The sequence below is a fragment of the Nocardia sichangensis genome, assembly GCF_047200615.1.
Taxonomy (GTDB): Bacteria; Actinomycetota; Actinomycetes; order Mycobacteriales; family Mycobacteriaceae; genus Nocardia; species Nocardia sichangensis.
The window spans coordinates 31207-55178 of sequence record NZ_JBJZOK010000037.1 but is presented as its reverse complement, the minus strand read 5'-3'; the positions used below and the strand labels follow the sequence as shown (position 1 = coordinate 55178).

Below are 23972 nucleotides of genomic sequence, written 5' to 3'. Positions count from 1 at the left end.
GCAGGCTTCCCGCTTGTCGGGCATGTTCCCTGGTAGAGCGTGTCATTGGACTGCATGGTCGGGAAAGTTGAACGCGAGAAGTCAGCCGCGTAACGGTATCGCCTCCCGCGCCGTCCGAGCGCGGAATCTGCGTTATAACCGTGTTTCGTTCGAGTATCGAGAATGAATCCGCAAACTCTCTGCGGGGTAAATTAATTCGTGCGGTACGCCAAATGCCGCAGAATAATCATGGATATGTCGTCCGTCCGGGTGATCACGGCGGGTGTGGACATATTTCGTTCCATTTTCGGTGGGACCGGCCGGTTCCGCCCGCCTCGGCCCGCCCTGCGGTCGGTTCCGGCGCGGGTCCCGGTCCGCCCTCGGCGGGCACGGAACGCGGCTGTCTACGGCGACCCCGCGTCACTAGGCTGAGGAGGTGCGGGAATAGCGGCCGGGTGCCGCGCTGTTCCGCAACCGGAAGACAACGACGCGACAGGAGTCACAGCACATGTTCACAGGCATCGTCGAGGAACTCGGCGAGATCGTCGCCAGCGAGCAGCTGACCGACGCCGCGCGGCTGACGATCAAGGGCAAGCTGGTGACCTCCGATGCCGGGCACGGTGATTCGATCGCCGTGAACGGAGTGTGCCTGACCGTCGTGGAGGTGGTCGGCGGCGACTCGTTCACCGTCGACGTCATGGCGGAGACGCTCAATCGCTCCAGCATCGGCAAGCTGGACGTCGGCGCCAAGGTGAATCTCGAGCGCGCCGCCGCTCTGAACAGCAGGCTCGGCGGCCACTTGGTCCAAGGCCATGTCGATGGCACCGGCACCGTGCTCTCGCGCACTCCGTCGGACAACTGGGACGTGGTGCGGATCTCGCTGCCCGAGAACATCGCCCGCTACGTCGTGGAGAAGGGGTCGATCACCGTGGACGGCATCTCGCTCACCGTCTCCGGCCTCGGCGTCTCCGACGAGCCCGCCGAGACCGGCAGCAGCGACTGGTTCGAGGTCTCCCTCATCCCCACCACGCTCTCCCTGACCAACCTCGGCTTCGCCACCGTCGGCACCACCGTCAACCTGGAAGTCGACGTGATCGCCAAGTACGTCGAACGCCTCCAGCAGCGCGGCTGACAGTGCCCGCACCGCTCGTCCCCGCCCGCCCACGAGGCTGCGCGGCGGGAATCGCATGCGTAATAGAGCTGCCGCGACGCCGTCATCCGAGCCGTCACCCGCACACGGAGTCACGGTGATCGCCGACCGTGCGGGTTCGATGAACATCGTCTCGACAGGTCGGATCGTCATCACTCCGATCTCCGAGCGAATCGCCGTCACTCCGATCTCCGAGCGAGGCGAGACCGACCGGGCACGACCTGTCTCCGAGCCCGGGGCGGAGACACTTCCCATTTATCAACCGACAGGTGCGGATGGACGCTACGAACCCGGGCCTCGACACCGTGGCAGTCGACGGTTTTCGTGCCGGGTGGCGGGCCGCGGCGAACATACGGGTCGGTTGATCGCAGCACTGAGCGCTCAGCGCACCTCGACCCCGTTTTTCGAGCGAAGCGAGACCGAGCATGCGCCGTTCGCGGCCCGGCTCGCGTCCGAGTGGCCGCCGCGTCCGCGACGCAGTCGCCAGCGGCGGTCGCTCGGACGCGAGCCACAAAGGGGCCGCGAACACGCCGCGACGCAGTCGCGGCAAATTCAGCACAGTACTGTGGTGAGGCACCTATTTCGAGATGGAGCACAGCAGACGTGACCAGGTTCGACAGCATCGAGCGCGCAGTCGCCGATATCGCCGCCGGTAAGGCGGTCGTCGTCGTCGACGACGAGGACCGCGAGAACGAGGGCGACCTCATCTTCGCGGCGGAGAAGGCCACCCCGGAACTGGTCGCCTTCATGATCCGCTACACGTCCGGTTACATCTGCGTGCCGCTCACCGGCGACGACTGCGATCGGCTCGGCCTGCCGCCGATGTACGCGATGAACCAGGACAAGCACGGCACCGCCTACACCGTCTCGGTGGACGCGCGCGAGGGTGTCACGACCGGTATCTCCGGCGCCGACCGCGCCACCACGATGCGGTTGCTGGCCGACGCCGACGCGAAGGCCGACGATTTCACCAGGCCCGGCCATGTGGTGCCGTTGCGCGCCAAGGATGGTGGTGTGCTGCGCAGGCCGGGTCACACCGAAGCCGCGGTGGATCTGGCACGCATGGCCGGCTTGCGTCCGGCGGGCGTGATCTGCGAGATCGTCAGCCAGAAGGACGAGGGCCACATGGCCCGGACCGAGGAGTTGCGCGTCTTTGCCGACGAGCACGAGCTCGCGCTGATCTCGATCGCGGACATGATCGCGTGGCGGCGCAGGCACGAGAAGCATGTGGTGCGCGTGGCCGAGGCGCGCATCCCCACCGCGCACGGCGAGTTCATGGCCGTCGGCTATCAGAGCATCTACGACGAGGTCGAGCACGTCGCGCTGGTGCGTGGCGACATCACCGACGGCGACGACATCCTGGTCCGCGTGCACTCGGAGTGCCTGACCGGTGACGTGTTCGGATCGTTGCGCTGCGACTGCGGTCCGCAGCTGGATGCCGCGTTGGAGATGGTGGCGGCCGAGGGGCGCGGTGTCGTGCTGTACATGCGCGGTCACGAAGGCCGCGGCATCGGCCTGATGCACAAGTTGCAGGCCTACCAGCTGCAGGACTCCGGCCACGACACGGTCGACGCGAATCTCGAACTCGGCCTGCCCGCGGATGCCCGCGATTACGGCACCGGCGCGCAGATCCTGGTGGATCTGGGCATCCGGTCGATGCGATTGCTCACCAACAATCCGGCCAAGCGGGTCGGCTTGGACGGCTACGGCCTGCGGATCACCGAGCGGGTGCCGATGCCGTTGCGCGCGAACGCGGAGAACCTGCGCTACCTGCGCACCAAGCGGGACCGAATGGGTCACGACCTGATCGGCCTCGACGAGCTGGATCTCGGCGAGACCGCCCACTGAACTGCGAACAGACTCGAAAGGCGGACATCGATGAGCGGTACCGGGGTACCGACTTTCGCGCTGGCGGACGCCAAGGACCTCTCCTTGGGCATCGTCGCCTCGCGCTGGCACACCCAGATCTGCGACACCTTGCTGGCGAACGCAGAGCGGGTGGCCAAGGACGCGGGCGTCCAGCAGATCACGGTGGTGCGCTGCGCGGGTGCGATGGAGCTGCCCGTGGTGGCCCAGGAGCTGGCCAAGTCGCATGACGCGGTGGTGGCGCTCGGTGTGGTGATCCGCGGTGACACCCCGCATTTCGAGTACGTCTGCGACGCGGTGACCGCGGGGCTCACCCGGGTTTCGCTGGACGAGGGCACGCCGGTCGCGAACGGAGTGCTCACCACCAACAACGAGCGGCAGGCCCTGGATCGGGCCGGGCTGCCGGAGTCCCAAGAGAACAAGGGCGAGCAGGCGGCCGCCGCGGCGCTGGACGCCGCGCTGACACTGCGCGCTCTGCGACAGTCCGCGTAGCGATGCCGGTCGTTCGCATCTTTCGCAGGAACGTGGGCCCGGCCGACGACACGTCGGAGTGGGATTTCGAGGTGCGGCCCCGGCGCGCGGTGCGGACGGCCTGGATCGCGGCGGTGCTGGTGGCGGCCGCGTTCACCGTGGGTGGTATCTGGCTGCGCACCGGGTCCACCGGCGTCAACTTCCGGGTGGCCGATCAGCTCGCGATGATCGGGATCGGTGTGCTCGGCGCCGCGGCCGTGCTGTTACTGACCAGGCCACGGGTGCGGGTCGGCGCGCGGGGCGTGTCGGTGCGAAATATTCTGGGCGACAAAGATTTTCCCTGGGCCTATATCCGAGGCGTGTCGTTCCCGGATCGGAAGTCCTGGGCGCGCCTGGAGTTGGTCGACGACGACTACGTCCCGCTGCTGGCGATCCGCTCGAACGACAAGGAGCACGCGGCGCGGGCGATGGCCCGGTTGCGGGAACTGGGCGCGAAATATTCCGGGAGGAAGTGATCGGGTGCGGTGTGCGGCCATCCGGCTCGCGCGGCCCCGCGTGCTGATCTAACCTCGCCGCCATGGAGCCAGGTGCGTTCGTCCTCGCGGCGGCTTTCGCCGACGATCCACTGATGACCTACTTCTGGCCGGGAGCGTCACGGCGGCGGAAAGCGTTGCCGCCGTTCTGGGATTCGCGCATCGCGTCGCGCCGGGAGAACGGTCTGGTCGACCTCGCGCACGACGCGGAGGGCAACCTCGCCTGTGTGGCGCTGTGGGAACCGGCGCACGTGGTGTCACCGACGGCGAAGCCGTTGACCTTACTGCGCGCCTTGGGGTCGAGCGCCGCTCGGGCGCTGGCCGCCGGGCGGCACATGGAGCATGCGCGACCGGCGGCACCGCATCTGTATCTGGCCGCCATCGGGACGTTGCCCCGCGCACAGGGCCGGGGACTGGCGAGCGCGCTGCTCGAGCGTCGGTTGGCGGCGGCCGAGGAGGACTGTTTCCTCATCTCGAACACCAGCGGCACGGTGCCCTTCTACGAGCGATTCGGTTTCGTGCGGCAAGGTGAGCTGCCGATCGGCCGAGGTCCGATCGTGTATCCCATGGTTTGGAGTAAATAGCCGCAGTGCGCCCCGGCGGGCACGCCGATCACTCGATGTGCCACAGCCGGGACGCGGACGGGCGGTCGCGACCGAGCCCGCTGGTTCGATCAATGCGTATCGCCGAGGACCGCGCCTTCTCGTCGCGGATCCGCGCCGCCGATCCAGCCGTCGGAGCCGTTGCGTTTCAGGGCGCTGAGGCCGCTGGACTGGGGCGCCACCGAGACCTGATGGCCCAGTTGGCGCAACCGCAGCACCAGCGGGTCGTGGTCGCCGTTGTCGGTGGCGTTGATCGCCGGATGCTCACCGCCGATACCGGTGGACGGACTGTTGCCAGCGCCGAACGCGACCGCGGAGACCGCCTGCTGCGGATCCAGGCCCCAGTCGAACATGTTGACCAGCGTTTTCACCACGAACTGGATGATCACCGAACCGCCGGGCGAGCCCGCGACATGCGTGAGTTCGCCGCGCGAGCCGTCGGGCGCCTTGCCGAAGATCAGCGTCGGGCTCATGGAGCTGCGCGGGCGCTTGCCCGGCTGGACCCGGTTGGCCATCGGCACGCCGTCGGCGCCGAGCGGGTCGGCGTTGAAGTCGGTGAGCTGATTGTTCAGCACGAAGCCGTCGACCAGGTGGAACGAACCGAACGCCGACTCCACGGTGGTGGTCATCGCCGCGGCGTTGCCGTACTTGTCGACCACCGAGATGTGGCTGGTGCCGTGCTCGGGCGGTTGCGGGCCGACGCCGAGCGGCACGGGGCCGAAGTCACCCGGCTGCGCGGTACCCATGCTGCGGTTCGGATCGATCAGCCCGGCACGCTGTCGCAGATAGTCGCGATTCAGCAAGGTTTGCGCCGAATTGCCCGGCAGCGGCACGAAATCCGTGTCGGCCACGTACTTGTTGCGATCGGCGTAGGCGAGCCGTTCGGCCTCCGTGATCAAGTGCACGGCCTGGGCGTTGGGCTTGCCGCCGTTGCGGTCGATGTTGTCCGGACGCAGGGCGGCCAGGTCGAAGTTCTCCAGGATGCCCAAGGTCGCGGCGACGGTGATGCCGCCCGACGAGGGACTCGGCATGCCGCAGAGTTCGTGCTCGCGGTAGTTCGTGCACAGCGCGGTGCGCTTCTTCGCCTGGTAACCGGCCAAGTCCTGGGTGGCGATCAGGCCGGGAGTGCGCCCGCCGGAGGCCCGGCCCGCGGCCGCGACGATGTCCTGGGCGATGGCGCCGGTGTAGAAGGCCTGCGCGCCCTCGGTGGCGACGGCGCCGAGCGTCTTGGCCATGGCGGGGTTGGTCAGGACGGTGTCGGCGGCCTTCGGGCTACCGTCCGGGTTGAGGAAATACGCCTTGGCGTCTTCGTCCGCGGCCAGGTCCTTGGCCGACTCCGCGATCTGTCCCGCGAGGCGGGGACTGATCGGGAAGCCCTGATCTGCCAGTCCGATGGCGGGGTCGAACAGGTCGCGCCACGCGGTCTTGCCGTGGTCGTGGTGCGCCAGTTCGAGCATCCGAAGTACGCCGGGCACGCCGATGGAGCGGCCGCTGGCCCGCGTGTTCGGCTTGGGTTCGGTGCGATCGATGTCGCTGATCCAGCGCAGATAGTTCTCGGTGGCCGCGGCGGGCGCCACCTCGCGGCCGTCGTAGGCGTCCACGGACTTGGTGTTCGCGTCGTAGTAGACCAGGAACGCACCGCCGCCGATGCCGGACGCCTGCGGCTCGACCAGGCCGAGCACCGTCTGCGCCGCGATCAGCGCGTCGGCCGCGGTGCCACCGTCGCGCAGCACCTCACACGCGGCTTTCGTCGACAGCGGGTTCGCCGTGGACACCGCGAAGGTATGTGTACGCACCGGCGTCATGTTCGCGCGATAGCCGGTCGCTATCTCCGGGTTGGTGCTGAGATCCTTGGTGCCGCTGCCCGCGGGCCCCGCCGCGGTGGCCGACACCGGCGTGCCGTTCGGCACCGTCTCGCAGACGCCGCCCGCCTGGCTCTCGCCGGACGTGCAGGCGGTGGCCATGCCGACGGTTAGTGCGAACGCCGCCGCCGCGGCGACCCAAGTTCCTCGCTTGCGCCCCATGCCGGGACTCTAACGCTCGGTACCGACAGCCGCGCCGGTTTCCTTCCCACCGGCGAAATCCCCCTGGCCGCAGCGTGTGTCGAGGTCGAGACGGTATGGGTGGTCGCCGCGTGCACCGGCGGTGCGCCATGCTCGGCCGGTAGGCTGGGCCGAGTGGCGATCGAGGCGGTGCTGTTCGACTTCTCCGGGACCTTGTTCCGCCTGGAGGCCGACGAATCCTGGTACGCGGACCTGACGCGGCCGGACGGGCAGGCGTTCGACGTGGACGAGAAGGCCGAGATCATGCGGCGGATGACGGCGCCGGTCCACCACGTCATCGAATTCGACGACGAGACGCAGTACGCCTGGGACCACCGCGACCTGGACCCCGCGCTGCATCGCAAGGTGATGATGAAGGTGCTGCGCACATCGGGAGTGCCCACCGACGAGGACGCCGAACGACTGTACGCCCGGCTGCTGGACCCGCTGGAGTGGACGCCGTACCCCGACAGCGAAGCCGTCCTCGATCTGCTTGCGGCGCAGGGCGTTCCGGTCGCGGTGGTGAGCAATATCCCGTTCGACATCCGTCCGTCGTTCGCGGCGCGCGGCTGGGATCGGCTGGTCGGCGCGTTCACCCTCTCCTACGAGGTCGGTGTCATGAAGCCCGATCCGGAGATCTTCCGTTCCGCCTTGGGCGAACTGGGTGTGGCCGCCGAGGCCGCGCTGATGATCGGCGACAGCGCCGAGGCCGACGGCGGCGCCGAGGCGCTGGGCAGCCGCTTCGCTCTGGTCGAGGCCCTTCCCACCACCGAGCGCCCGGACGCGCTGCTGGCCGCGCTGCGGCGGCACGGTCTCGTGGAGTAACCCGCCCGGATCCCGCCCGGTTCATTTGCCGAAGTCGAGATGTGCGGGATGTCACCGTGTTACGGTGCGATTCCGGCGTGTTCGAAGGTGCGCCGGAAGGTTCGGTACCAACGGGGGTACGGCTGTGAGCTTGGCGTTCTCCGGTGAGGAGCCCTCCGTCGGCGTGGAAACGGCCATGCCGGCGGCGGTTCGGGACGTGCGGGAAGCCGTCGCCGGGATGGCGGGATTCGGACTCGCCTATCCCGTGCTGATGAATCTGACGTGCGGCGGCGACGCGGCCGCCACGGCATCCACCCAGTTCTGCGTCGCGTGGGCGCTGGGGCTGCTCGTGCTCGGATTCGCCGAGGGCGCGCCGGCCGTCCGCAAGCTGACGATCGCGCTGGCGCTCCTGCAGGCGGTCGTCGGGTGCTGGGCGATCAGGGACCTCGCGAGCGTCCCGCCCGTCGTCGGCGTCGTCGCCGCGGGGTACTCGGTGGCTACCTCGGTGGCCGTCGTGCACCTGCTGTGCCGTCCGGAAGCCAAGGGCTGGTTCGGCGTCCCCGTGCCATGACCGCAGCCGGGAGCCGCCGTCGGCCGGGCTGTCGGTCCCGGTCTATACGCTGGATGGGTGGCAGATCCAGCGACGTACCGGCCCGCGCCGGGCACGATCCCCGTCGAACCCGGTGTCTACAAATTCCGGGACGCCCATCGGCAGGTCATCTACGTCGGCAAGGCCAAGAGCCTGCGCAGCAGGCTGAACTCGTATTTCGCCGACGTCGCCGGGCTGCATCCACGCACAAGGCAGATGGTCACCACGGCCGCGAGCGTCGAGTGGACGGTCGTCTCCACCGAGGTGGAGGCGCTGCAGCTGGAATACAACTGGATCAAGGAGTTCGATCCGCGCTTCAACGTCCGCTACCGCGACGACAAGTCCTACCCGGTACTCGCCGTCACCTTGAACGAGGAATATCCGCGGTTGTTCGTCTACCGCGGCGCGCGCCGCAAAGGCGTCCGCTATTTCGGCCCCTTCGCGCACGCTTGGGCCATCCGCGAGACGCTCGATCTGCTGCTGCGGGTGTTTCCCGCGCGCACCTGCTCCAACGGAGTCTTCCGGCGGCATAGTCAGATCGGGCGCCCCTGCCTGCTCGGCTACATCGACAAATGCTCGGCCCCGTGCGTCGGGCGGGTGAGCGCCGAAGAACACCGCGCGATCGTCGACGACTTCTGCGACTTCCTCGCAGGCCGCACCGATCGCTTGGTCCGGGAGCTGGAGCGCCGCATGCACGCGGCCGCCGAAGACCTGGACTTCGAGACCGCCGCCCGGCTGCGTGACGACGTCCAGGCGCTGCGCCGCGCGCTGGAGAAGCAGGCGGTGGTGCTCGGCACGGGCACCGACGCCGACGTCATCGCCTTCGCCACCGACGAACTGGAAGTGGCGGTGCAGGTCTTCCATGTGCGCGACGGCCGAGTGCGCGGCCAGCGCGGCTGGGTGGTCGACAAGTCGGGCGACGCGGTCGACGTCCCGGAGGCGGGCGGGGAACTCGCCGCGCTGGTCGAGCAGTTCCTCACCCAGTTCTACGGCGAGCAGGTCGCGGTGGCCGAGCAGGCGGCCGACGAGCAGCCCGCCGCCGTGGTGCCCCGGGAAGTACTCGTGCCCGAGTTGCCCGCCGACGTCGAGCAGATCCAGCAGTGGTTGTCGGACCTGCGCGGTTCGGCGGTGAAGCTGCGCGTGCCCCAGCGCGGGGACAAGAAGGCGCTGGCCGAGACCGTGCAGCGCAACGCGATGGAGGCGCTGGCCCAGCACAAGCTGAAGCGAGCGGGCGATCTGACGTCGAGATCGCAAGCGCTGCAAGAGATCCAGGACGCCCTCGAGCTGGACACCGCGCCGCTGCGCATCGAGTGCGTCGACGTCAGCCACGTGCAGGGGACCGATGTGGTCGCCTCGCTCGTGGTCTTCGAGGACGGTCTGGCCCGCAAGTCGGAGTACCGCCACTACACGATCCGGGAGGCGGCGGGCGAAGGCCGCTCCGACGACGTCGGCAGCATCGCCGAGGTGACCCGCCGCCGGTTCCTCAAGTTGCGTCGCGAGCGCGACATGATGGAGCACGAGGACCTCGCCGCGACCGGAAGCGACGACGACGCGCTGGACCTCACCTCCCGTCCCGGCATCGATCCCACCACCGGACGCCCGCGCAAGTTCTCCTATCCGCCCAACCTGTTCGTCGTCGACGGCGGCGCGCCCCAGGTCGCCGCGGCGGCCGAGGTGCTCGACGAGCTGGGCATCACCGATGTCGCGGTGGTCGGCCTGGCCAAACGGCTCGAGGAGGTGTGGGTGCCCGGCGAGAGCGACCCGGTGATCCTGCCGCGCACGAGCGAGGCGCTGTATCTGCTGCAACGGGTCCGCGACGAGGCGCACCGCTTCGCCATCACGTTCCATCGCAGCAAACGCTCCCGCCGGATGACCGCTTCGGCCCTGGACTCGGTGCCGGGGCTCGGAACGGCGCGCCGGACCGCGCTGGTCACCCATTTCGGATCGGTGGCCAAGCTGAAGCAGGCCACGGTAGAGGAGATCACCGAGGTGCCCGGCATCGGGTTGGCGACCGCGAAAGCGGTCCTTGCGGCGCTCGAGTCCGAATAGTCAGTCGACAGTGCACCGGAAGTTTCGGTTTCGCGTACGTTGTGTCTGCGGCCGATACCGAAACCGGTGCGCGATGATCGGAAGGCACCCCAGAGACGGATCCGGTAGGACATGACACGCGTCGAATCGAACAGCAGTGCGGGCAACCCGCCGACGAGCGCGGGACGAGTGGCCTCGTCCAGCGCCGTCGGCGGGGCGAACCCGCAGGTCGAGGTCGTGATCGTGACCGGGCTCTCTGGCGCGGGCCGAGGCACCGCCGCCCGTGTGCTCGAGGACCTCGGCTGGTACGTGGCCGACAACCTGCCCCCAGAGCTGTTCGGGCGGATGGTGGAGCTGGGTGCCTCCGCCAAGCCGCCGATCCGCCGTCTCGCGCTGGTCATGGACGTGCGCAGCCGGTTCTTCACCGGTGATCTGTCGGTGGTCACCGAGCAGTTGCGGACGCTCGGCGTGCGCACCAGGGTCCTCTTCCTCGAGGCATCCGATGACGTGCTGATCCGCCGTTTCGGTTTCGCGCGGCGGAGGCATCCGCTGCAGAGCGAGAGCAAGGACGGCACGCTGTCGGCAGGCATCGCCGCCGAGCGGGTGCGGCTGTCCGCCGTGAAGGCCGCCGCCGACCTGGTGATCGACACCACCGAGCTGTCCATCCATCAGCTGCACCGCAAGATGGAGGAGGCCTACGGCGGCGGCGCGCCCTCCGCGTTGCAGCTCACCGTGCAGTCGTTCGGCTTCAAGTACGGAGTTCCGCTGGACGCCGACATGGTGTTAGATGTCCGTTTTCTACCCAATCCGCATTGGATACCGGAGTTGCGGGAACATACCGGTCAGGAGACGGTGGTCAGCGAGTACGTGCTGTCGCGTCCCGGTGCGGAGGATTACCTGCGTACCTGCCACCACCTGGTCGAGCTGACCACGAACGGTTACCGCCAAGAGGGGAAGCGATACATGACGGTCGCAGTGGGCTGCACCGGAGGCAAGCACCGGAGCGTCGCGATTGCCGAGGCACTGGGCGAGTTGATGAGCGAGGTCACCGGCGGCGCGGAGGAGTCCGCCGACGTGGTCCGGGTCGTGCATCGAGATCTGGGGCGAGAATGACCGGTTGGGAATCCAATCCCAGCATCGTCGCGCTGGGTGGCGGACACGGCCTGTACGCGACACTGACCGCGGTGCGGCGGCTGACCAGGAAGATCTGCGCGGTGGTCACCGTCGCCGACGACGGCGGCTCCTCGGGGCGACTACGCGCCGAGTTGGGGGTGCTGCCGCCGGGCGATCTCCGGATGGCGCTGGCCGCTTTGGCCGCGGACGCCGACGGCGTCTGGACGCGGACCGTGCAGCATCGGTTCGGCGGAACCGGCGCGCTGGCCGGGCACTCCGTGGGCAACCTGATCCTGGCCGGGCTCACCGAGGTGCTCGGCGATCCGGTGGCCGCCCTGGACGAAGTCGCCCGCATGTTGCGCATCACCGGCCGGGTGCTGCCCATGTCGCCGATCGCGCTGGACATCGAGGCGGATGTATCCGGGCTGGAGGCCGATCCGCGGGTGAGCCGGTGCATTCGCGGCCAAGTTGCCATCGCCACCACGCCGGGTAAGGTGCGGCGGGTGCGGCTGATTCCGTCCGATCCACCGGCCGGTCCGGAGGCGACCTCGGCGATCGAACACGCCGATGTCGTGGTGCTGGGCCCGGGATCGTGGTTCACCAGCGTGATTCCGCACGTCCTCGTCCCCGAGCTACGGGAGGCCCTGGTGTACACCAGGGCGCGGAAAGTGCTGGTGCTCAATCTCGCCGCGGAGCCGGGGGAGACCGCGGGGTTCTCCGCGGAGCGGCATTTGCATGTATTGTCCCAGCACGCACCGGAATTCGTCGTCGATGAGGTGCTGGTCGATTCCGGCTGCGTGCCGGAGGGCCGCGAGCGGGAACATGTGGCCAGGGCTGCCGAACAGTTGCGGGCACGAGTAACCTTCTCCGATGTCGCCGAAGCGGGAACGGACCGGCATCACCCCGGAAAGCTTGCCGCCGCACTGGATCAACTGATCCGGCAACCTCGGCCGCAAATGGCAGGGCTTCGAGTCGAGGGACGGCACATGGGTCAGGATGTGCGTTCCGGGTTGGGTGGAAAGGAGCGCGTCCCGTGGCGATGACAGCCGATGTGAAAGACGAGCTGAGCAGGCTCACGGTGTCGCAGGTGAGTTCCCGCAAGGCGGAACTGTCCGCTCTGCTGCGTTTCGCGGGTGGCCTGCACATCGTCGGCGGCCGGGTGATCGTCGAGGCCGAGGTGGACATGGGGTCCATCGCGCGCAGGCTGCGCCGGGAGATCTTCGAGCTCTACGGCTATGGCTCCGACGTGCACGTGCTCGGCGCGGGTGGACTGCGCAAGACCTCCCGGTACGTGGTGCGGGTGTCGAAGGAGGGCGAGGCGCTGGCCCGGCAGACCGGTCTGCTCGATGTCCGCGGCCGTCCGGTGCGCGGCCTGCCCGCGCAGGTGGTCGGCGGCAGCATCGCCGACGCCGAAGCCGCTTGGCGCGGTGCGTTTCTCGCCCACGGCTCGCTCACCGAGCCCGGACGTTCCTCGGCCCTCGAGGTCAGCTGCCCCGGCCCCGAGGCGGCGCTGGCGCTGGTCGGCGCGGCCCGGCGGCTCGGCATCACGGCCAAGGCGCGGGAGGTACGCGGCACCGATCGCGTGGTGGTGCGCGACGGTGAGGCGATCGGCGCGCTGCTGACCAGGATGGGCGCGCACGGCACCAGGATGGTGTGGGAGGAGCGCAGGCTGCGCCGCGAGGTGCGCGCGACCGCGAATCGGCTGGCCAACTTCGACGACGCCAATCTGCGCCGCTCGGCGCGTGCCGCGGTCGCCGCGGCGGCGCGGGTGGAACGCGCGCTGGAGATCCTCAGCGACGACGTGCCCGATCATCTCGCCGCCGCAGGCCGGTTGCGAGTGCAGCACCGGCAGGCCTCGCTGGAGGAACTCGGCCAGCTCGCCGATCCGCCGATGACGAAAGACGCTGTCGCGGGCCGCATCCGGCGGCTGCTGTCGATGGCCGACCGGCGGGCCAAGGAACTGGGCGTACCGGACACCGAATCGGCCGTCACGGCCGAACTGCTCGACGAAGCCTGAGCTCACGTTTCCCGCGATCCCCACGCCGCCCCCGGCGCGGGGATCGCGGCGTTTCCGGCGGCCGGAACTCGTCCTGGTCGGGCGTCTGACCAGGCATCCCCGCGCTCACGAAAGCCAGGTGCGTGTCGGAGAGGTCACGGCAGGACGTTAGTGTGAGTGGACATCGGAATGATCCGCTGGAAAGTTGAGGAGCGATAACGTGACTGTCCGTGTAGGCATCAACGGCTTCGGTCGTATCGGACGTAACTTCTTCCGGGCGGTGGAGGCGCAGAAGGCGCTCGGCACCACCGACATCGAGATCGTCGCGGTCAACGACCTCACCGACAACGCGACCCTCGCGACCCTGCTCAAGTACGACTCGATCCTGGGCCGTCTGCCCCAGGACGTCTCGCTCGACGGCGACGACACCATCGTGGTGGGCGACCAGCGGATCAAGGCGCTGGCCATCAAGGAGGGCCCCGCCGCGCTGCCCTGGGGTGACCTGGGCGTCGACGTGGTCGTCGAGTCCACCGGCATCTTCACCGATGCCACCAAGGCCAAGGGCCACCTGGCCGCGGGCGCCAAGAAGGTGATCATCTCCGCGCCGGCCAAGGGCGAGGACATCACCATCGTCATGGGTGTCAACGACGACAAGTACGACGGCAGCCAGAACATCATCTCCAACGCCTCGTGCACCACCAACTGCCTCGGCCCGCTGGCCAAGGTGCTCAACGACGAGTTCGGCATCGAGCACGGCCTGATGACCACCATCCACGCCTACACCCAGGACCAGAACCTGCAGGACGGCCCGCACAGCGACCTGCGCCGCGCCCGCGCCGCCGCGCTGAACATCGTGCCCACCGGCACCGGCGCCGCCAAGGCCATCGGCCTGGTGCTGCCCGAGCTGCAGGGCAAGCTGGACGGCTACGCGCTGCGCGTCCCGGTGCCGACGGGCTCGGTCACCGACCTGACCGCCACCCTGCGCAAGTCGGCCTCGATCGAGGAGATCAACGCCGCCTACAAGGCCGCCGCCGAGGGCCCGCTGAAGGGCATCCTGAAGTACAACACCGACCCGATCGTCTCCAGCGACATCGTCACCGACCCGGCCTCCTCGATCTACGACGCGCCGCTCACCAAGGTGATCGACAACCAGGTCAAGGTTGTGTCCTGGTACGACAACGAGTGGGGCTACTCCAACCGTCTCGCCGATCTCATCGGCCTCGTCGGCAAGTCGCTCTGACGCGCATGGCTGTCAAGACACTCGCGGATCTGCTCGACGAGGGTGTCGAGGGCCGGGGCGTACTGGTGCGCTCCGATCTGAACGTGCCCCTCGACGACCAGGGACAGATCACCGACCCGGGCCGCATCATCGCCTCGGCGCCGACCATCAAGGCGCTCGCCGAAGCGGGCGCCAAAGTCGTCGTGACCGCGCACCTCGGCAGGCCGAAGGGCGGACCGGACCCGAAGCTTTCGCTGGCGCCGGTGGCCGCCAGGCTCGCCGAGGAGCTGGGCCGCAACGTGCAGCTCGCCGGTGACGTGGTGGGCCAGGACGCGCTCGCGCGGTCCGAGGGCCTCACCGACAGCGACGTGCTGCTGCTGGAGAACATCCGCTTCGACCCGCGCGAGACCAGCAAGGACGACGCCGACCGGGCCAAGCTGGCCGCGGCGCTGGTCGAGCTGGTCGGCGACGACGGCGCGTTCGTCTCCGACGGGTTCGGTGTGGTGCACCGCAAGCAGGCGTCGGTGTACGACGTCGCGCAGTCGCTGCCGCACTACGCGGGCAAGCTGGTCGCGGCCGAGGTCGAGGTACTGGCCAAGCTGACCGAGACGCCGGACCGGCCGTACGCGGTCGTGCTCGGCGGGTCCAAGGTCTCCGACAAACTGGCGGTCATCGAAGCGCTCGCGCCGAAGGTCGACACGCTGGTGATCGGCGGCGGCATGTGCTTTACCTTCCTTGCCGCACAGGGCCTTTCGGTAGGCGCCTCGCTGTTGCAGCAAGAGATGGTCGACACCTGCAAGCGACTGCTCGAGCAGTACGCCGACGTCATCCACCTGCCGCGCGACATCGTGGTGGCCGACAAGTTCGCCGCGGACGCGGAGACGAAAATCGTGCCCGCGCACGAGATCCCGGACGGCTGGCTGGGCCTGGACATCGGCCCGGATTCGGTTGACCGCTTCTCGGCGCTGCTGACCGAGGCGCGGACCGTGTTCTGGAACGGGCCGATGGGCGTGTTCGAGTTCGAGAAGTTCGCCGCGGGCACCCGCGGGGTGGCCGAGGCGATCGTGACGGCTACCGGCAAGGGCGCGTTCACCGTGGTCGGCGGCGGCGACTCGGCCGCGGCCGTGCGGGCGCTCGGCCTGCCCGAGGACGGCTTCTCGCACATCTCCACCGGTGGCGGCGCGTCGCTGGAGTACCTGGAGGGCAAAGAACTGCCCGGTATCGCGGTGTTGGAGGGCTGAGCATGGCACGCAAACCGCTCATCGCGGGCAACTGGAAGATGAACCTCAATCACCTCGAGGCCATCGCCCTGGTGCAGAAGATCGCATTCGCCCTGCCGGAGAAGTATTTCGACAAGGTGGACGTGGCGGTGATCCCGCCGTTCACCGACCTCCGCAGCGTGCAGACGCTGGTCGAAGGGGACAAGCTCCTGCTCACCTACGGTGGCCAGGACGTCTCGGTGCACGAGTCGGGCGCCTACACCGGCGAGATCAGCGCGAGCATGCTCGCCAAGCTGGGGTGCGCCTTCGTCGTGGTCGGGCACTCCGAACGGCGGCAGTACCACAACGAGGACGACGCCACAGTGCTGGCCAAGGCCAAGCAGGCGCTGAAGCACGGGATCACCCCGATCGTGTGCATCGGCGAGGGCTTGAACGTCCGCGAGGCGGGCACGCACGTCGAGTACAACCTCGAGCAACTGCGCGGTTCGCTGAAAGGCCTGACGGCGGAAGAGATCTCGAAGGTCGTCATCGCCTACGAGCCGGTGTGGGCGATCGGCACCGGCAAGGTCGCGACCCCCGCCGACGCGCAAGAGGTCTGCGGCGCGATCCGCGGGGAACTCGAGAAGCTCGCCTCGCCGGAGGTCGCGGCGGGCGTCCGCGTGCTCTACGGCGGGTCGGTGAACGCCAAGAACGTCGGAGAACTGGTCGCGCAGAGCGACATCGACGGCGCACTGGTCGGCGGCGCTTCGCTCAAGGGTGACGAATTCGCCACTCTCTCCGCCATCGCCGCGGGCGGCCCCCTGCCCTGATACGGCGCTACACGCGACAGCCCGGTATCGCCGCTCCCGCGATGCCGGGCTGTTCGGCGTTTCCCAACGGTGAACCGCGGGCCCCATCCGGCCATGCGATGATAACGCAGCTCGATTCGCCAGTCGGACAAGGATTTCCGTGATAGCACGCAAGCTGTACGCCGCACTCCCGGTCGCGCTCGTCGCGCTGGCCACCCTCGCCGGCTGTTCCGGGGACGCCTCGCATGACGATCACGTCCACCAAGACGCGGCGCAGGCCACCCCGGCAGCGGTGCAGCAGCAGGACGCCGGGCACCGCAGGCTGAACCAGCTGGTGGGGGAGTGGAAGGGCGAGAAGTCGACCTACATCGCGGGCGGCACGGCGGAGAACCCGATCCGAAGCGAGATAGTCTCGCGGTGGGTATGGATCGCCGAGACCGGCGGTAATTTCCTGCGGGAGGAAGCGACGGGAGTCTTCGGCGACAAGCCGTACTATCGGCTCGGTTTGCTCGGATTCGCACCGACGGATAACCGCTACGAGTGGACGACCGTCGACAGCGTCACGCCGATGACGATGAGTTACAAGGGCGCGAAGAACAGTGGCGGCGACACCGATATCGTCATGGCCGGGGAATTCACCGACCCCGGTGTGCTCGGGCCGCAGTTCGTCGGCAAGACCATCCCTATGCGCACGGTGATCCGGCCGGAGTCGGCCGACCGGGTGGTGATGGAGATCTACTTCGCGCCGCCCGGCGAGGCGGAGCGGGTCGCTGATCGCGTGGTACTCACGCGGAAGAAGTAGCGGGCACGTTCACTGCGCGTGCAGGACCAGTCCCGCGCCGTTGTCGTTGCGCACGGTCAGCGTGTCGGCGTCCACCGTGGCGGTGGTCTTGCCGTCCAGGGCTTTCAAAACGGCCTGCTCGACCTCCATCACCTCCGGCGAGCACATCATCTTCGTGGTGGCGATCCGGAAGGTGATCCGGGTGCCGGACACCTCGGCGCTGCCGGTCATGCGGTTGCATCCGGCGTTGCCGGAGACGCCGTTGTCCTCGGCGATGACGAGCGTCGGCTGCGCCTCGTCGAGAGCGCGTGAGCGGACCTGGCTGTTGTCGGTGATGAGCGCGGTGACCAGCCACTGCGTGCCCTTGACCGGTTTGTCCGGCCGGACGATCTTCTTGTCGAGCAGAGTCACGGTGCGATCGGGGCTGTGCAGCGTGAGCCGGGTGTCCTCGAGCCGCCAGCTGGGCTCGGAATTCAGCAGCCCGCTGAGCCACTCGTCGGCGCCGCGCCGATCGTCCTCGCAGGCCATGAGGGTGGTGGCCAGGCCGGACACGTGGAGGACGTGGTCGTCGAAGGAGACCGCGCCGGTGAACTTGTTGCAGCCCGCGTCCGCGGCGATGCGGCTGTCGGTGAAACCGAGCGTCAGCGGACCGCCCCCGGGAATCGGAGCGCCCTGGACATCGGTCGAGAGGAAGGTGCGGCCCGCCGGGGTCGGTTCGTCGGCGCCCCGCTTCGGTTCGCCGCTCGAGCACCCGGTGATCGCCCAGAGGGCGAGCAGGACGACGGGTCCCAGCCGCGCCAAGTGTGCCACCATGCGGCGATGCTACCGATGATGCGCCGTCGCACCCGGATTTCGACGGTCGCGGCGTCGATGACTCGCCCCCACGCCTCGTACTCGTACTAGCATCTGTGCCGTGCACCGATGCTTCCCCATCACCCCGCCGCCCGCCTCCTGAGCGAGGTGTAGGTATCCAGCGCGCCACCGATCGGTGAGCGCGCGCTTCTCGGCATCGCTGTGCACCTCGCTTCCGCGACCCCATCCCTTTTGTCGCAGGAGCGCGATCCTTCATGTCCTCATCTGTATCCTCGGCCGGCCGTTCCGGGCTGGTCCACCTCGTCGGCGCCGGAATCCTTTGGGGCACCGGCGGTTTACTCGGCACGCTGTTGCACCGGGCCACCGGCATGTCGCCCGTCGCGGTCGCCACCTGCCGCCTCGCCGTCGGCGGGCTGCTGCTGGTGGTCCTGCTCGCGGGAACGCGGCGGCCGTGGCCGCGAGATCCCCTGGCGTGGCGGCGGATCGGTGCGGTGGCCGGACTCGCTGCGATTTTCCAGGGCGCCTATTTCGGCGCCGTGACGGCGTCGTCGGTGAGCCTCGCCACATTGCTCACGATCGGCATGTCGCCGGTGGTCGTCGCCGTGCTCGAGCACTGCACCGGAAGGCGTGCGGTGGACCGGCGCAGGGCGGCGACCATCGGCATCGCCCTCTGCGGACTGGCTCTGCTGGTCGGCGTGCCGACCGGCCACGCGGGCGCGGGCGGGTTGCTGGCGGGTGCGGCGCTCGCCTCGACGGCCGCGGCGGCGTTCGCGACGGTCACCGTGATCAACGCGGCGCCGGTACCGGGGCTCGACGCGATGACCACCACGGGCCTCGGGTTCACCGGAGGCGCGCTGTTGCTGGCTCCGCTCGCGGCTACCAGCGGTGTGGCGTTCGACCTGACGCCTCGCAGCGTCGCGCTGGTGCTCTTGCTCGGGCTGGCGCCGACCGCGGTGGCCTACACCCTGTACTTCCGCGGGCTGGCGGCGGCCGGTCCAGGGATCGCCGCGGTGCTCGCCCTGCTCGAGCCGCTGACGGGGGCGGTGCTGGCGGCGGTGGTCCTGGGCGAACGCCTCACCGCGTCGGGACTGGCGGGCGCCGCCTTGCTGATCGCCGCGGTGCTGCTCGCGGCGACCCAGGCACGACCGGCGGCACAGGCGCCGGATGCGGCGTCGGGGCGGTGTCTGTCCCACGACTAAGCTTCGGCGAGTGACGACCGCCGCGACGCTCCCGATTTCCACGTGGGCGCCGCTGCGTTCTCCGATCTACCGGGCGCTGTGGGTGGCGCAATTGGTGTCGAACCTGGGCACCTGGATGCAGACCGTCGGCGCGCAGTGGATCATGGTCGACCAGCCCAATGCGGCGGCGCTGGTGTCGTTCGTGCAGACCGCGATCACGCTTCCGGTGATGCTGCTGGCCATTCCGTCCGGCGTGATCGCCGACCTGCTGGATCGGCGCAGGCTGTTGCTCGGCGCGCAATCCGCGATGGCGGTGCTGGCCATGGTCCTCGCGGTCTCGACCGCGACCGGGCACACCACGCCGGCGGTGCTGCTCACCTTGCTGTTCCTGCTCGGTTGCGGTCAGGCGCTGACCGCACCGGCCTGGCAGGCGATCCAGCCGGAACTGGTCCCGCGCGAGCAGATCCCGGCGGCGTCGGCGCTGGGCAGCATGAACATCAATATCGGAAGGGCGGTGGGTCCGGCGCTGGCCGGTGTGCTGGTGTCGCTGTCCGGGCCGACGCTGGTGTTCGGGTTGAACGCGGTGTCTTTCGTCGGCATCGTCGCGGTGCTGACGGTGTGGCGCCGCCCCGCGACCGATCGGCGCCTGCCCACCGAGCGTCCGCTGGCGGCCTTGCAGGCGGGCACCAGGTTCATCCGCGCGGCGCCCGCCATTCGCCGGGTGCTGTTGCGCTCGATCCTGTTCATCGCACCCGCCAGCGCGGTGTGGGCGCTGCTGCCGGTGATCGCGCGGGATCAACTCGGGCTGTCGTCGTCCGGGTACGGCCTCATGCTCGGCGCCCTCGGCATCGGCGCGGTGCTCGGCGCCGCGGCGCTGTCACGGTTGCGCGCGTGGTTGACCCCCACACAGCGGTTGACCACCGCCGCGATCCTGTTCGGACTGGCCACGGCGGGCACCGCGCTGCTGCACGTCGTGCCGGTGGTACTGCTGCTGCTGGTGTTCGCGGGACTGGCCTGGCTGCTGGCGATGTCCACCATGAACTCGACCATGCAGCTGCTGCTGCCGTCCTGGGTGCGTGCCCGAGGGCTGTCGGTGTATCTGCTGGTCTTCATGGGTGGGCAGGCGATCGGCTCGCTGGTCTGGGGCGTGGTCGCAGGCGCGATCGGCTCGGTGCCCGCGCTGCTGTGGGCCGCCGGGCTGCTGGCGTTCTGCGCGGTGAGCACGGTGTGGCTGCCCATCCGCAACGATCCCGAGTTGCTCGATCTCACCCCTTCGGCGTTCTGGCCGGAACCCGAGCTGGTTGTCGAACCCGATCCCGACGACGGCCCGGTGCTGATCCTGCGTGGTTACGACGTCCCGGAGGGGTGCGTCGAGGAATTCCTCACCGCCATGGCCTTCGTCGGGCGGTCCCGGCAGCGCACCGGAGCGATGGAATGGCGCCTGTATCGCGACGTCGGGGTGATCGACCGGTATGTCGAGGCGTTCGTCGTGCGGTCCTGGGCCGAGCACATGCACCAGCACCAGGTCCGGCTCACCGCTCAGGACCAGCTGCGGGAAGAGGCCGTCGCGAAGTTCCGCGCCGACGAAGCGGAGCAGGTCACCCATCTGGTCGCGGTCGACCGGCGCTAGCGCCCGCCGAGTGCCTGATTCGGTGCCGTCGCATCGACCGCATACACTGTCCGGCATGCGGATGTTCCTGGATATCCTCCTGATCATCACCAGCGTGCTGCTGGTGCTGCTGGTGCTGTTGCACCGCGCCAAGGGTGGAGGTCTGTCCAGCCTGTTCGGCGGCGGCGTGCAGTCCAGCCTGTCCGGGTCCACCGTCGTGGAGAAGAACCTCGACCGCGTCACCATCTTCACCGGCCTCATCTGGCTGATCGCCATCCTCGGCATCGGCCTGGAGATCAAGTTCGCCTGATCCCGGCGGTCACCGCTCCTGCCGTCAGCGCCGCCGCGCCGAGCACCACCGCGGCGATGACGAACGCGGCGGAATAGCTCGTCCCGAGCACAGGGGCCACCATCACGGGGCCGAGGATCTGGCCCGCACCGTAACCGGCCGTCAGCGGCGCCGCGGCGCCATCGGTCAACTCGGCGCCGACCCGCATCGCGAGCATGACGATGCCGACGAACGTCCCGCCGAACACGGCCGCCGCCGTCACCGCGGCCCAGAGCGCGCCGGACACGGCCGGGAGCACGGCCGATACCCATTGCGCCGCCAACGCGACGGGTAACAGCAGCGCCGGAGACCAGCGCCGGGCGGCCACGCTCCACAGCACGGTCGAGACCGAGGCTGCCGCGCCGACGACGATCCACATCGCCGAGCCGGCCACCGGCCCGCGTTCCGCGCTGACCGCCGCCACCGCGAAGGTTCCGATCACGATGTACCCGAGGCCTTCCAGGAAGTAGGCGACGAGCAGGGCGCGCCAGACGCGCGAGCCGCGTGCCGCACCGCGTGGGACGCGCTGCCCGGGACGAATATCCAAGCGCCACACGGGCATCAGCAGGACCGCGGTGAGCGCCGCGGAGACCAGCCACAACATCTGCCAGGACACCACCGGCCGCAACGCCAGCACCAGCAGGCCGGTCCACGCGATGCCGAATCCGATGCCGCCGAACACTATTCCCGCCGACTGCCTGCCGCTGCCGGGACGGCTCGCGAAACCGGCGCAAGCGACGAAGATCACCGCGCTGGCGACGCCAGCGACCAGGCGCAGCACGGCGGGGAACAGGATCGGCCCCGGCGCCGCCATCAGCGCCTCGCTCGCGATCAGCAGCGCTGCCGCCGCCAGGAAGACCCTGCGGTCGTGCAGCGCCGGACGCCAGGTGAGCAGCAGCGCGCCGAGCAGATAACCGGCGTAGTTCGCGGTCGCGATCAAGGCGCCGTCGTGCGCGGTGATGCGGTGCGCGTCGACCATGAGCGGTAGCAAGGGGGTGTAGACGAAGCGCCCCACCCCCATCGCGGCGGCCAGGCCGGATGCCGCGGCCACCGCGGGAGCGCGGCCGCGGCGCTGGGGTGCGGCGAGGGCAACAGTGGTCACGGTTCGACCGTAAGAGCGCAGGGCGGCGCTCCGGAAATGCTTTCCACGCACGATGTATACGCTCGACGCATGGATATCGAGTTGCGGCATCTGCGGGCCTACCTCGCATTGTGCGAGGAGGCGAACTACACCCGCGCCGCGACCCGGCTGCACCTGAGCCAGCCCGCCTTGACCAGGACGATCCAGCAACTGGAGCGCTCGGTCGACTGCCGGTTGGTGGAGCGCACGTCCCGGCGGTTCGCGCTCACCGCGGAGGGCGCCGAATTGCTGGCCCACACCCGCCGCATCCTGGCCGACGTCGACGGGGTCGCCGCGGAACTGCGTTCGCGCGCCACGCTGGACGTCGGATTCTCCTGGTTGCTGCCGGACGCTTGGTTCGCCGCGACCCGTCGTCGTTACGAGGAACAGGGCGGCCGGATCACCCTACGGCGCGTGGACGATCCGCTCGCCGCGCTCGATGAGCGGACGGTCGATATCGCCATCTATCGCAAGGAGGCCCGGCTACCGCGTCACCTGGCGTCGCGGATCATCGCGACCGAACGGCGGGTGCTCGCGGTGGCCACCCACTCGCCGCTGGCGCGTGCGCCGCGCCTGTCCTGGTCGGAACTGGCCGATCGGCCGCTGGTGGTCAACACCGTCTCGGGCACCACCGACGCGGCGTCCTGGCAGCCGGTCGACCCGGATCGCGTCGTCATCACCTGTACGAACTTCGACGAATGGATCGAGTTGGTGGCGGCCGATCGCGGTATCGGCGTGGTGCCGGATCTGGCGCGCACCAGGGCGCCGCACCCCGGCGTGGTCTATCTGGACATCCCCGACGCGCCGCCCTCGCACGTGTACGTGGCGTGGCGCGCCAGGCCGGTCCCGCCACGCTCGGTGCAGCGCTTTCTCGGGGTGCTCTGATCACGGTCGGTCGACGCGATGAATGCGCCCGTCGATGTCGGTGAACCCGTAGTACTCGGCGAGATCCGCTACCGGCCAGGGCAACCCGGTGCGGGAGCGACGCCCCGCGTCGGTGGCGAGCGCGACGACGGCGCGGCCGGTGAAGCGCGGTGTCTGCGCGTCGCCGAGATCGAAGGTGCCCTCGCCGGGCAGCGTGACCAGCCGCCTGCCGTCGGTGCCGGCCGGAACCAGTTGCAGCAGTTCGGTGTCCACGATGCCGGGCCAGAGCGAGACCACGGTGACCTCGGTACCGGCGAGGTTGTGCGCCATGTCGGCGGTGAGCCGGTCCACGGCGGATTTCGCGACGCCGTAGACCGCGTTGTGCATGTACCGGCGCGCGCCTGGCGACGAGATATTGACGATCAGCCCGCCCGACTCGATCAACAGGGGCGCGGCGAAAAAGCTTGCCACGTAATGGGATCGGACGCCCACGTCGAACGACTCGTCCCATGCCGCAGGCGGGACCTCCCAGAACGGCTTGCCCAGCCAGCGGGCCGCGGCGGGGGAGTTGTAGACGTTGTTCACCAGCACGTCCAGCCTGCCGTGCTCGGTGCGGATCAACTCGAACAGCCGCTCCACCGCGTCGTCGTCGCGGTGGTCGCACACGAACGGGATGCCGCTCCCGCCTGCGGCATCGATTTCCGCGGCCGTGGCGTGTACGGTGCCGGGTAGCCGTCCCTGCGCCGCCGAGCGGCCGGTGACGAACACCGTGGCGCCCGCGGCGCCCAGCTCCAGTGCGATGCCCTTGCCTATGCCGCGGCTGGCGCCGGTGACCACCGCGACCTTGCCTTCGAGCCTTTCGGGTATTCCGCTCACGAA

23 protein-coding genes are annotated in these 23972 nt (G+C 69.2%); 19 read left to right on the top strand and 4 right to left on the bottom strand.

What is annotated here, in order from left to right; genetic code table 11:
* The first annotated feature begins 487 nt into the window (after positions 1–487).
* From ACL03I_RS34550 to ACL03I_RS34530, 5 genes are all read left to right on the top strand, one after another.
* Positions 488–1111 carry a riboflavin synthase gene (locus ACL03I_RS34550; protein ID WP_355070729.1) on the top strand — a complete coding sequence of 208 codons (624 nt, stop codon included), beginning with the start codon at positions 488–490 and terminating at the stop codon, positions 1109–1111.
* Positions 1112–1732: 621 nt separating this feature from the next.
* Positions 1733–2977: a bifunctional 3,4-dihydroxy-2-butanone-4-phosphate synthase/GTP cyclohydrolase II gene (locus tag ACL03I_RS34545; RefSeq protein WP_355070731.1), complete on the top strand. Its 1245-nt coding sequence runs from the start codon at positions 1733–1735 to the stop codon at positions 2975–2977.
* A gap of 30 nt (positions 2978–3007) precedes the next feature.
* The gene (gene ribH, locus ACL03I_RS34540) at positions 3008–3487 is read left to right on the top strand and encodes a 6,7-dimethyl-8-ribityllumazine synthase (protein ID WP_355070733.1); all 480 of its coding nucleotides are present in this window, start codon (positions 3008–3010) and stop codon (positions 3485–3487) included.
* Positions 3488–3489: 2 nt separating this feature from the next.
* Positions 3490–3981 carry a PH domain-containing protein gene (locus ACL03I_RS34535; protein ID WP_412808049.1) on the top strand — a complete coding sequence of 164 codons (492 nt, stop codon included), beginning with the start codon at positions 3490–3492 and terminating at the stop codon, positions 3979–3981.
* A 62-nt stretch (positions 3982–4043) separates the two neighbouring features.
* A complete protein-coding gene (locus tag ACL03I_RS34530; protein ID WP_412808048.1) occupies positions 4044–4583 on the top strand; it encodes a GNAT family N-acetyltransferase in 540 nt (179 codons plus the stop codon).
* 89 nt (positions 4584–4672) lie between these two features.
* Here the strand turns inward: ACL03I_RS34530 and ACL03I_RS34525 are convergent, their stop codons facing one another.
* Positions 4673–6625, bottom strand: a complete 1953-nt coding sequence (locus ACL03I_RS34525; protein WP_412808047.1) for a gamma-glutamyltransferase family protein — start codon at positions 6623–6625, stop codon at positions 4673–4675.
* Between the two features lie 153 nt (positions 6626–6778).
* On the opposite strand from ACL03I_RS34525, the gene ACL03I_RS34520 reads away from it, so the two are divergent.
* The 10 genes from ACL03I_RS34520 (at position 6779) to ACL03I_RS34475 (ending at position 17202) form a co-directional block, all read left to right on the top strand.
* Positions 6779–7468 (top strand): HAD family hydrolase, encoded by a 690-nt coding sequence (locus tag ACL03I_RS34520; RefSeq protein WP_356961777.1) that lies wholly within the window; start codon positions 6779–6781, stop codon positions 7466–7468.
* 124 nt (positions 7469–7592) lie between these two features.
* On the top strand, positions 7593–8018 hold the full coding sequence (locus tag ACL03I_RS34515; protein ID WP_412808046.1) for a hypothetical protein: 426 nt from the start codon (positions 7593–7595) through the stop codon (positions 8016–8018).
* Positions 8019–8075: 57 nt separating this feature from the next.
* Positions 8076–10085: an excinuclease ABC subunit UvrC gene (uvrC, locus tag ACL03I_RS34510; RefSeq protein ID WP_412808045.1), complete on the top strand. Its 2010-nt coding sequence runs from the start codon at positions 8076–8078 to the stop codon at positions 10083–10085.
* A gap of 111 nt (positions 10086–10196) precedes the next feature.
* The gene (rapZ, locus tag ACL03I_RS34505; protein ID WP_355070745.1) at positions 10197–11177 is read left to right on the top strand and encodes an RNase adapter RapZ; all 981 of its coding nucleotides are present in this window, start codon (positions 10197–10199) and stop codon (positions 11175–11177) included.
* Positions 11174–12220 (top strand): gluconeogenesis factor YvcK family protein, encoded by a 1047-nt coding sequence (locus ACL03I_RS34500; protein WP_355070747.1) that lies wholly within the window; start codon positions 11174–11176, stop codon positions 12218–12220. The genes rapZ and ACL03I_RS34500 overlap by 4 nt, the downstream gene beginning before the upstream one ends.
* Complete coding sequence (gene whiA / locus ACL03I_RS34495; protein WP_043693711.1) at positions 12211–13194, top strand: DNA-binding protein WhiA; 984 nt, start codon at positions 12211–12213, stop codon at positions 13192–13194. Before ACL03I_RS34500 ends, whiA begins: the two co-directional genes overlap by 10 nt.
* Before the next feature lie 199 nt (positions 13195–13393).
* Entirely contained in the window at positions 13394–14413 is a 1020-nt protein-coding gene (gap, locus tag ACL03I_RS34490) for a type I glyceraldehyde-3-phosphate dehydrogenase (protein WP_040867484.1), read from the top strand.
* A 5-nt stretch (positions 14414–14418) separates the two neighbouring features.
* Positions 14419–15633 (top strand): phosphoglycerate kinase, encoded by a 1215-nt coding sequence (locus tag ACL03I_RS34485; RefSeq protein ID WP_412808044.1) that lies wholly within the window; start codon positions 14419–14421, stop codon positions 15631–15633.
* 2 nt (positions 15634–15635) lie between these two features.
* Entirely contained in the window at positions 15636–16421 is a 786-nt protein-coding gene (gene tpiA / locus ACL03I_RS34480; RefSeq protein WP_355070754.1) for a triose-phosphate isomerase, read from the top strand.
* Between the two features lie 139 nt (positions 16422–16560).
* Positions 16561–17202, top strand: coding sequence for a DUF1579 family protein (locus tag ACL03I_RS34475; protein WP_355070755.1), 642 nt, complete (start codon positions 16561–16563; stop codon positions 17200–17202).
* 9 nt (positions 17203–17211) lie between these two features.
* Here the strand turns inward: ACL03I_RS34475 and ACL03I_RS34470 are convergent, their stop codons facing one another.
* Entirely contained in the window at positions 17212–17994 is a 783-nt protein-coding gene (locus tag ACL03I_RS34470) for an META domain-containing protein (protein ID WP_412808043.1), read from the bottom strand.
* A gap of 254 nt (positions 17995–18248) precedes the next feature.
* On the opposite strand from ACL03I_RS34470, the gene ACL03I_RS34465 reads away from it, so the two are divergent.
* From ACL03I_RS34465 to secG, 3 genes are read left to right on the top strand one after another with little or no spacing between them, the layout of a single operon-like run.
* Positions 18249–19193, top strand: coding sequence for an EamA family transporter (locus ACL03I_RS34465; RefSeq protein ID WP_412808042.1), 945 nt, complete (start codon positions 18249–18251; stop codon positions 19191–19193).
* A gap of 10 nt (positions 19194–19203) precedes the next feature.
* On the top strand, positions 19204–20802 hold the full coding sequence (locus ACL03I_RS34460) for an MFS transporter (RefSeq protein WP_397275784.1): 1599 nt from the start codon (positions 19204–19206) through the stop codon (positions 20800–20802).
* A 55-nt stretch (positions 20803–20857) separates the two neighbouring features.
* On the top strand, positions 20858–21091 hold the full coding sequence (secG, locus tag ACL03I_RS34455; protein WP_014351691.1) for a preprotein translocase subunit SecG: 234 nt from the start codon (positions 20858–20860) through the stop codon (positions 21089–21091).
* On the opposite strand, the gene ACL03I_RS34450 is transcribed toward secG, so the two are convergent.
* Positions 21078–22211, bottom strand: a complete 1134-nt coding sequence (locus ACL03I_RS34450) for a YbfB/YjiJ family MFS transporter (protein ID WP_412808041.1) — start codon at positions 22209–22211, stop codon at positions 21078–21080. The genes secG and ACL03I_RS34450 overlap by 14 nt on opposite strands.
* Before the next feature lie 69 nt (positions 22212–22280).
* Here ACL03I_RS34450 and ACL03I_RS34445 point away from each other — a divergent pair, with 69 nt between their 5' ends.
* Positions 22281–23114, top strand: coding sequence for a LysR family transcriptional regulator (locus ACL03I_RS34445; protein ID WP_412808040.1), 834 nt, complete (start codon positions 22281–22283; stop codon positions 23112–23114).
* On the opposite strand, the gene ACL03I_RS34440 is transcribed toward ACL03I_RS34445, so the two are convergent.
* Positions 23115–23969, bottom strand: a complete 855-nt coding sequence (locus ACL03I_RS34440) for an SDR family NAD(P)-dependent oxidoreductase (RefSeq protein ID WP_355070768.1) — start codon at positions 23967–23969, stop codon at positions 23115–23117.
* Between the last annotated feature and the right edge of the window lie 3 nt (positions 23970–23972).

Excerpts from the sequence above, each read along its gene's own strand:
- ACL03I_RS34550 (WP_355070729.1), top strand. The coding sequence starts at position 488 with ATGTTCACAGGCATCGTCGAGGAACTCGGCGAGATCGTCGCCAGCGAG.
- ribH (WP_355070733.1), top strand. The coding sequence starts at position 3,008 with ATGAGCGGTACCGGGGTACCGACTTTCGCGCTGGCGGACGCCAAGGAC.
- ACL03I_RS34535 (WP_412808049.1), top strand. The coding sequence starts at position 3,490 with ATGCCGGTCGTTCGCATCTTTCGCAGGAACGTGGGCCCGGCCGACGAC.
- ACL03I_RS34530 (WP_412808048.1), top strand. The coding sequence starts at position 4,044 with ATGGAGCCAGGTGCGTTCGTCCTCGCGGCGGCTTTCGCCGACGATCCA.
- ACL03I_RS34525 (WP_412808047.1), bottom strand. The coding sequence starts at position 6,625 with ATGGGGCGCAAGCGAGGAACTTGGGTCGCCGCGGCGGCGGCGTTCGCA.
- rapZ (WP_355070745.1), top strand. The coding sequence starts at position 10,197 with ATGACACGCGTCGAATCGAACAGCAGTGCGGGCAACCCGCCGACGAGC.
- ACL03I_RS34500 (WP_355070747.1), top strand. The coding sequence starts at position 11,174 with ATGACCGGTTGGGAATCCAATCCCAGCATCGTCGCGCTGGGTGGCGGA.
- ACL03I_RS34485 (WP_412808044.1), top strand. The coding sequence starts at position 14,419 with ATGGCTGTCAAGACACTCGCGGATCTGCTCGACGAGGGTGTCGAGGGC.
- tpiA (WP_355070754.1), top strand. The coding sequence starts at position 15,636 with ATGGCACGCAAACCGCTCATCGCGGGCAACTGGAAGATGAACCTCAAT.
- ACL03I_RS34470 (WP_412808043.1), bottom strand. The coding sequence starts at position 17,994 with ATGGTGGCACACTTGGCGCGGCTGGGACCCGTCGTCCTGCTCGCCCTC.
- ACL03I_RS34465 (WP_412808042.1), top strand. The coding sequence starts at position 18,249 with ATGTCCTCATCTGTATCCTCGGCCGGCCGTTCCGGGCTGGTCCACCTC.
- secG (WP_014351691.1), top strand. The coding sequence starts at position 20,858 with ATGCGGATGTTCCTGGATATCCTCCTGATCATCACCAGCGTGCTGCTG.
- ACL03I_RS34445 (WP_412808040.1), top strand. The coding sequence starts at position 22,281 with ATGGATATCGAGTTGCGGCATCTGCGGGCCTACCTCGCATTGTGCGAG.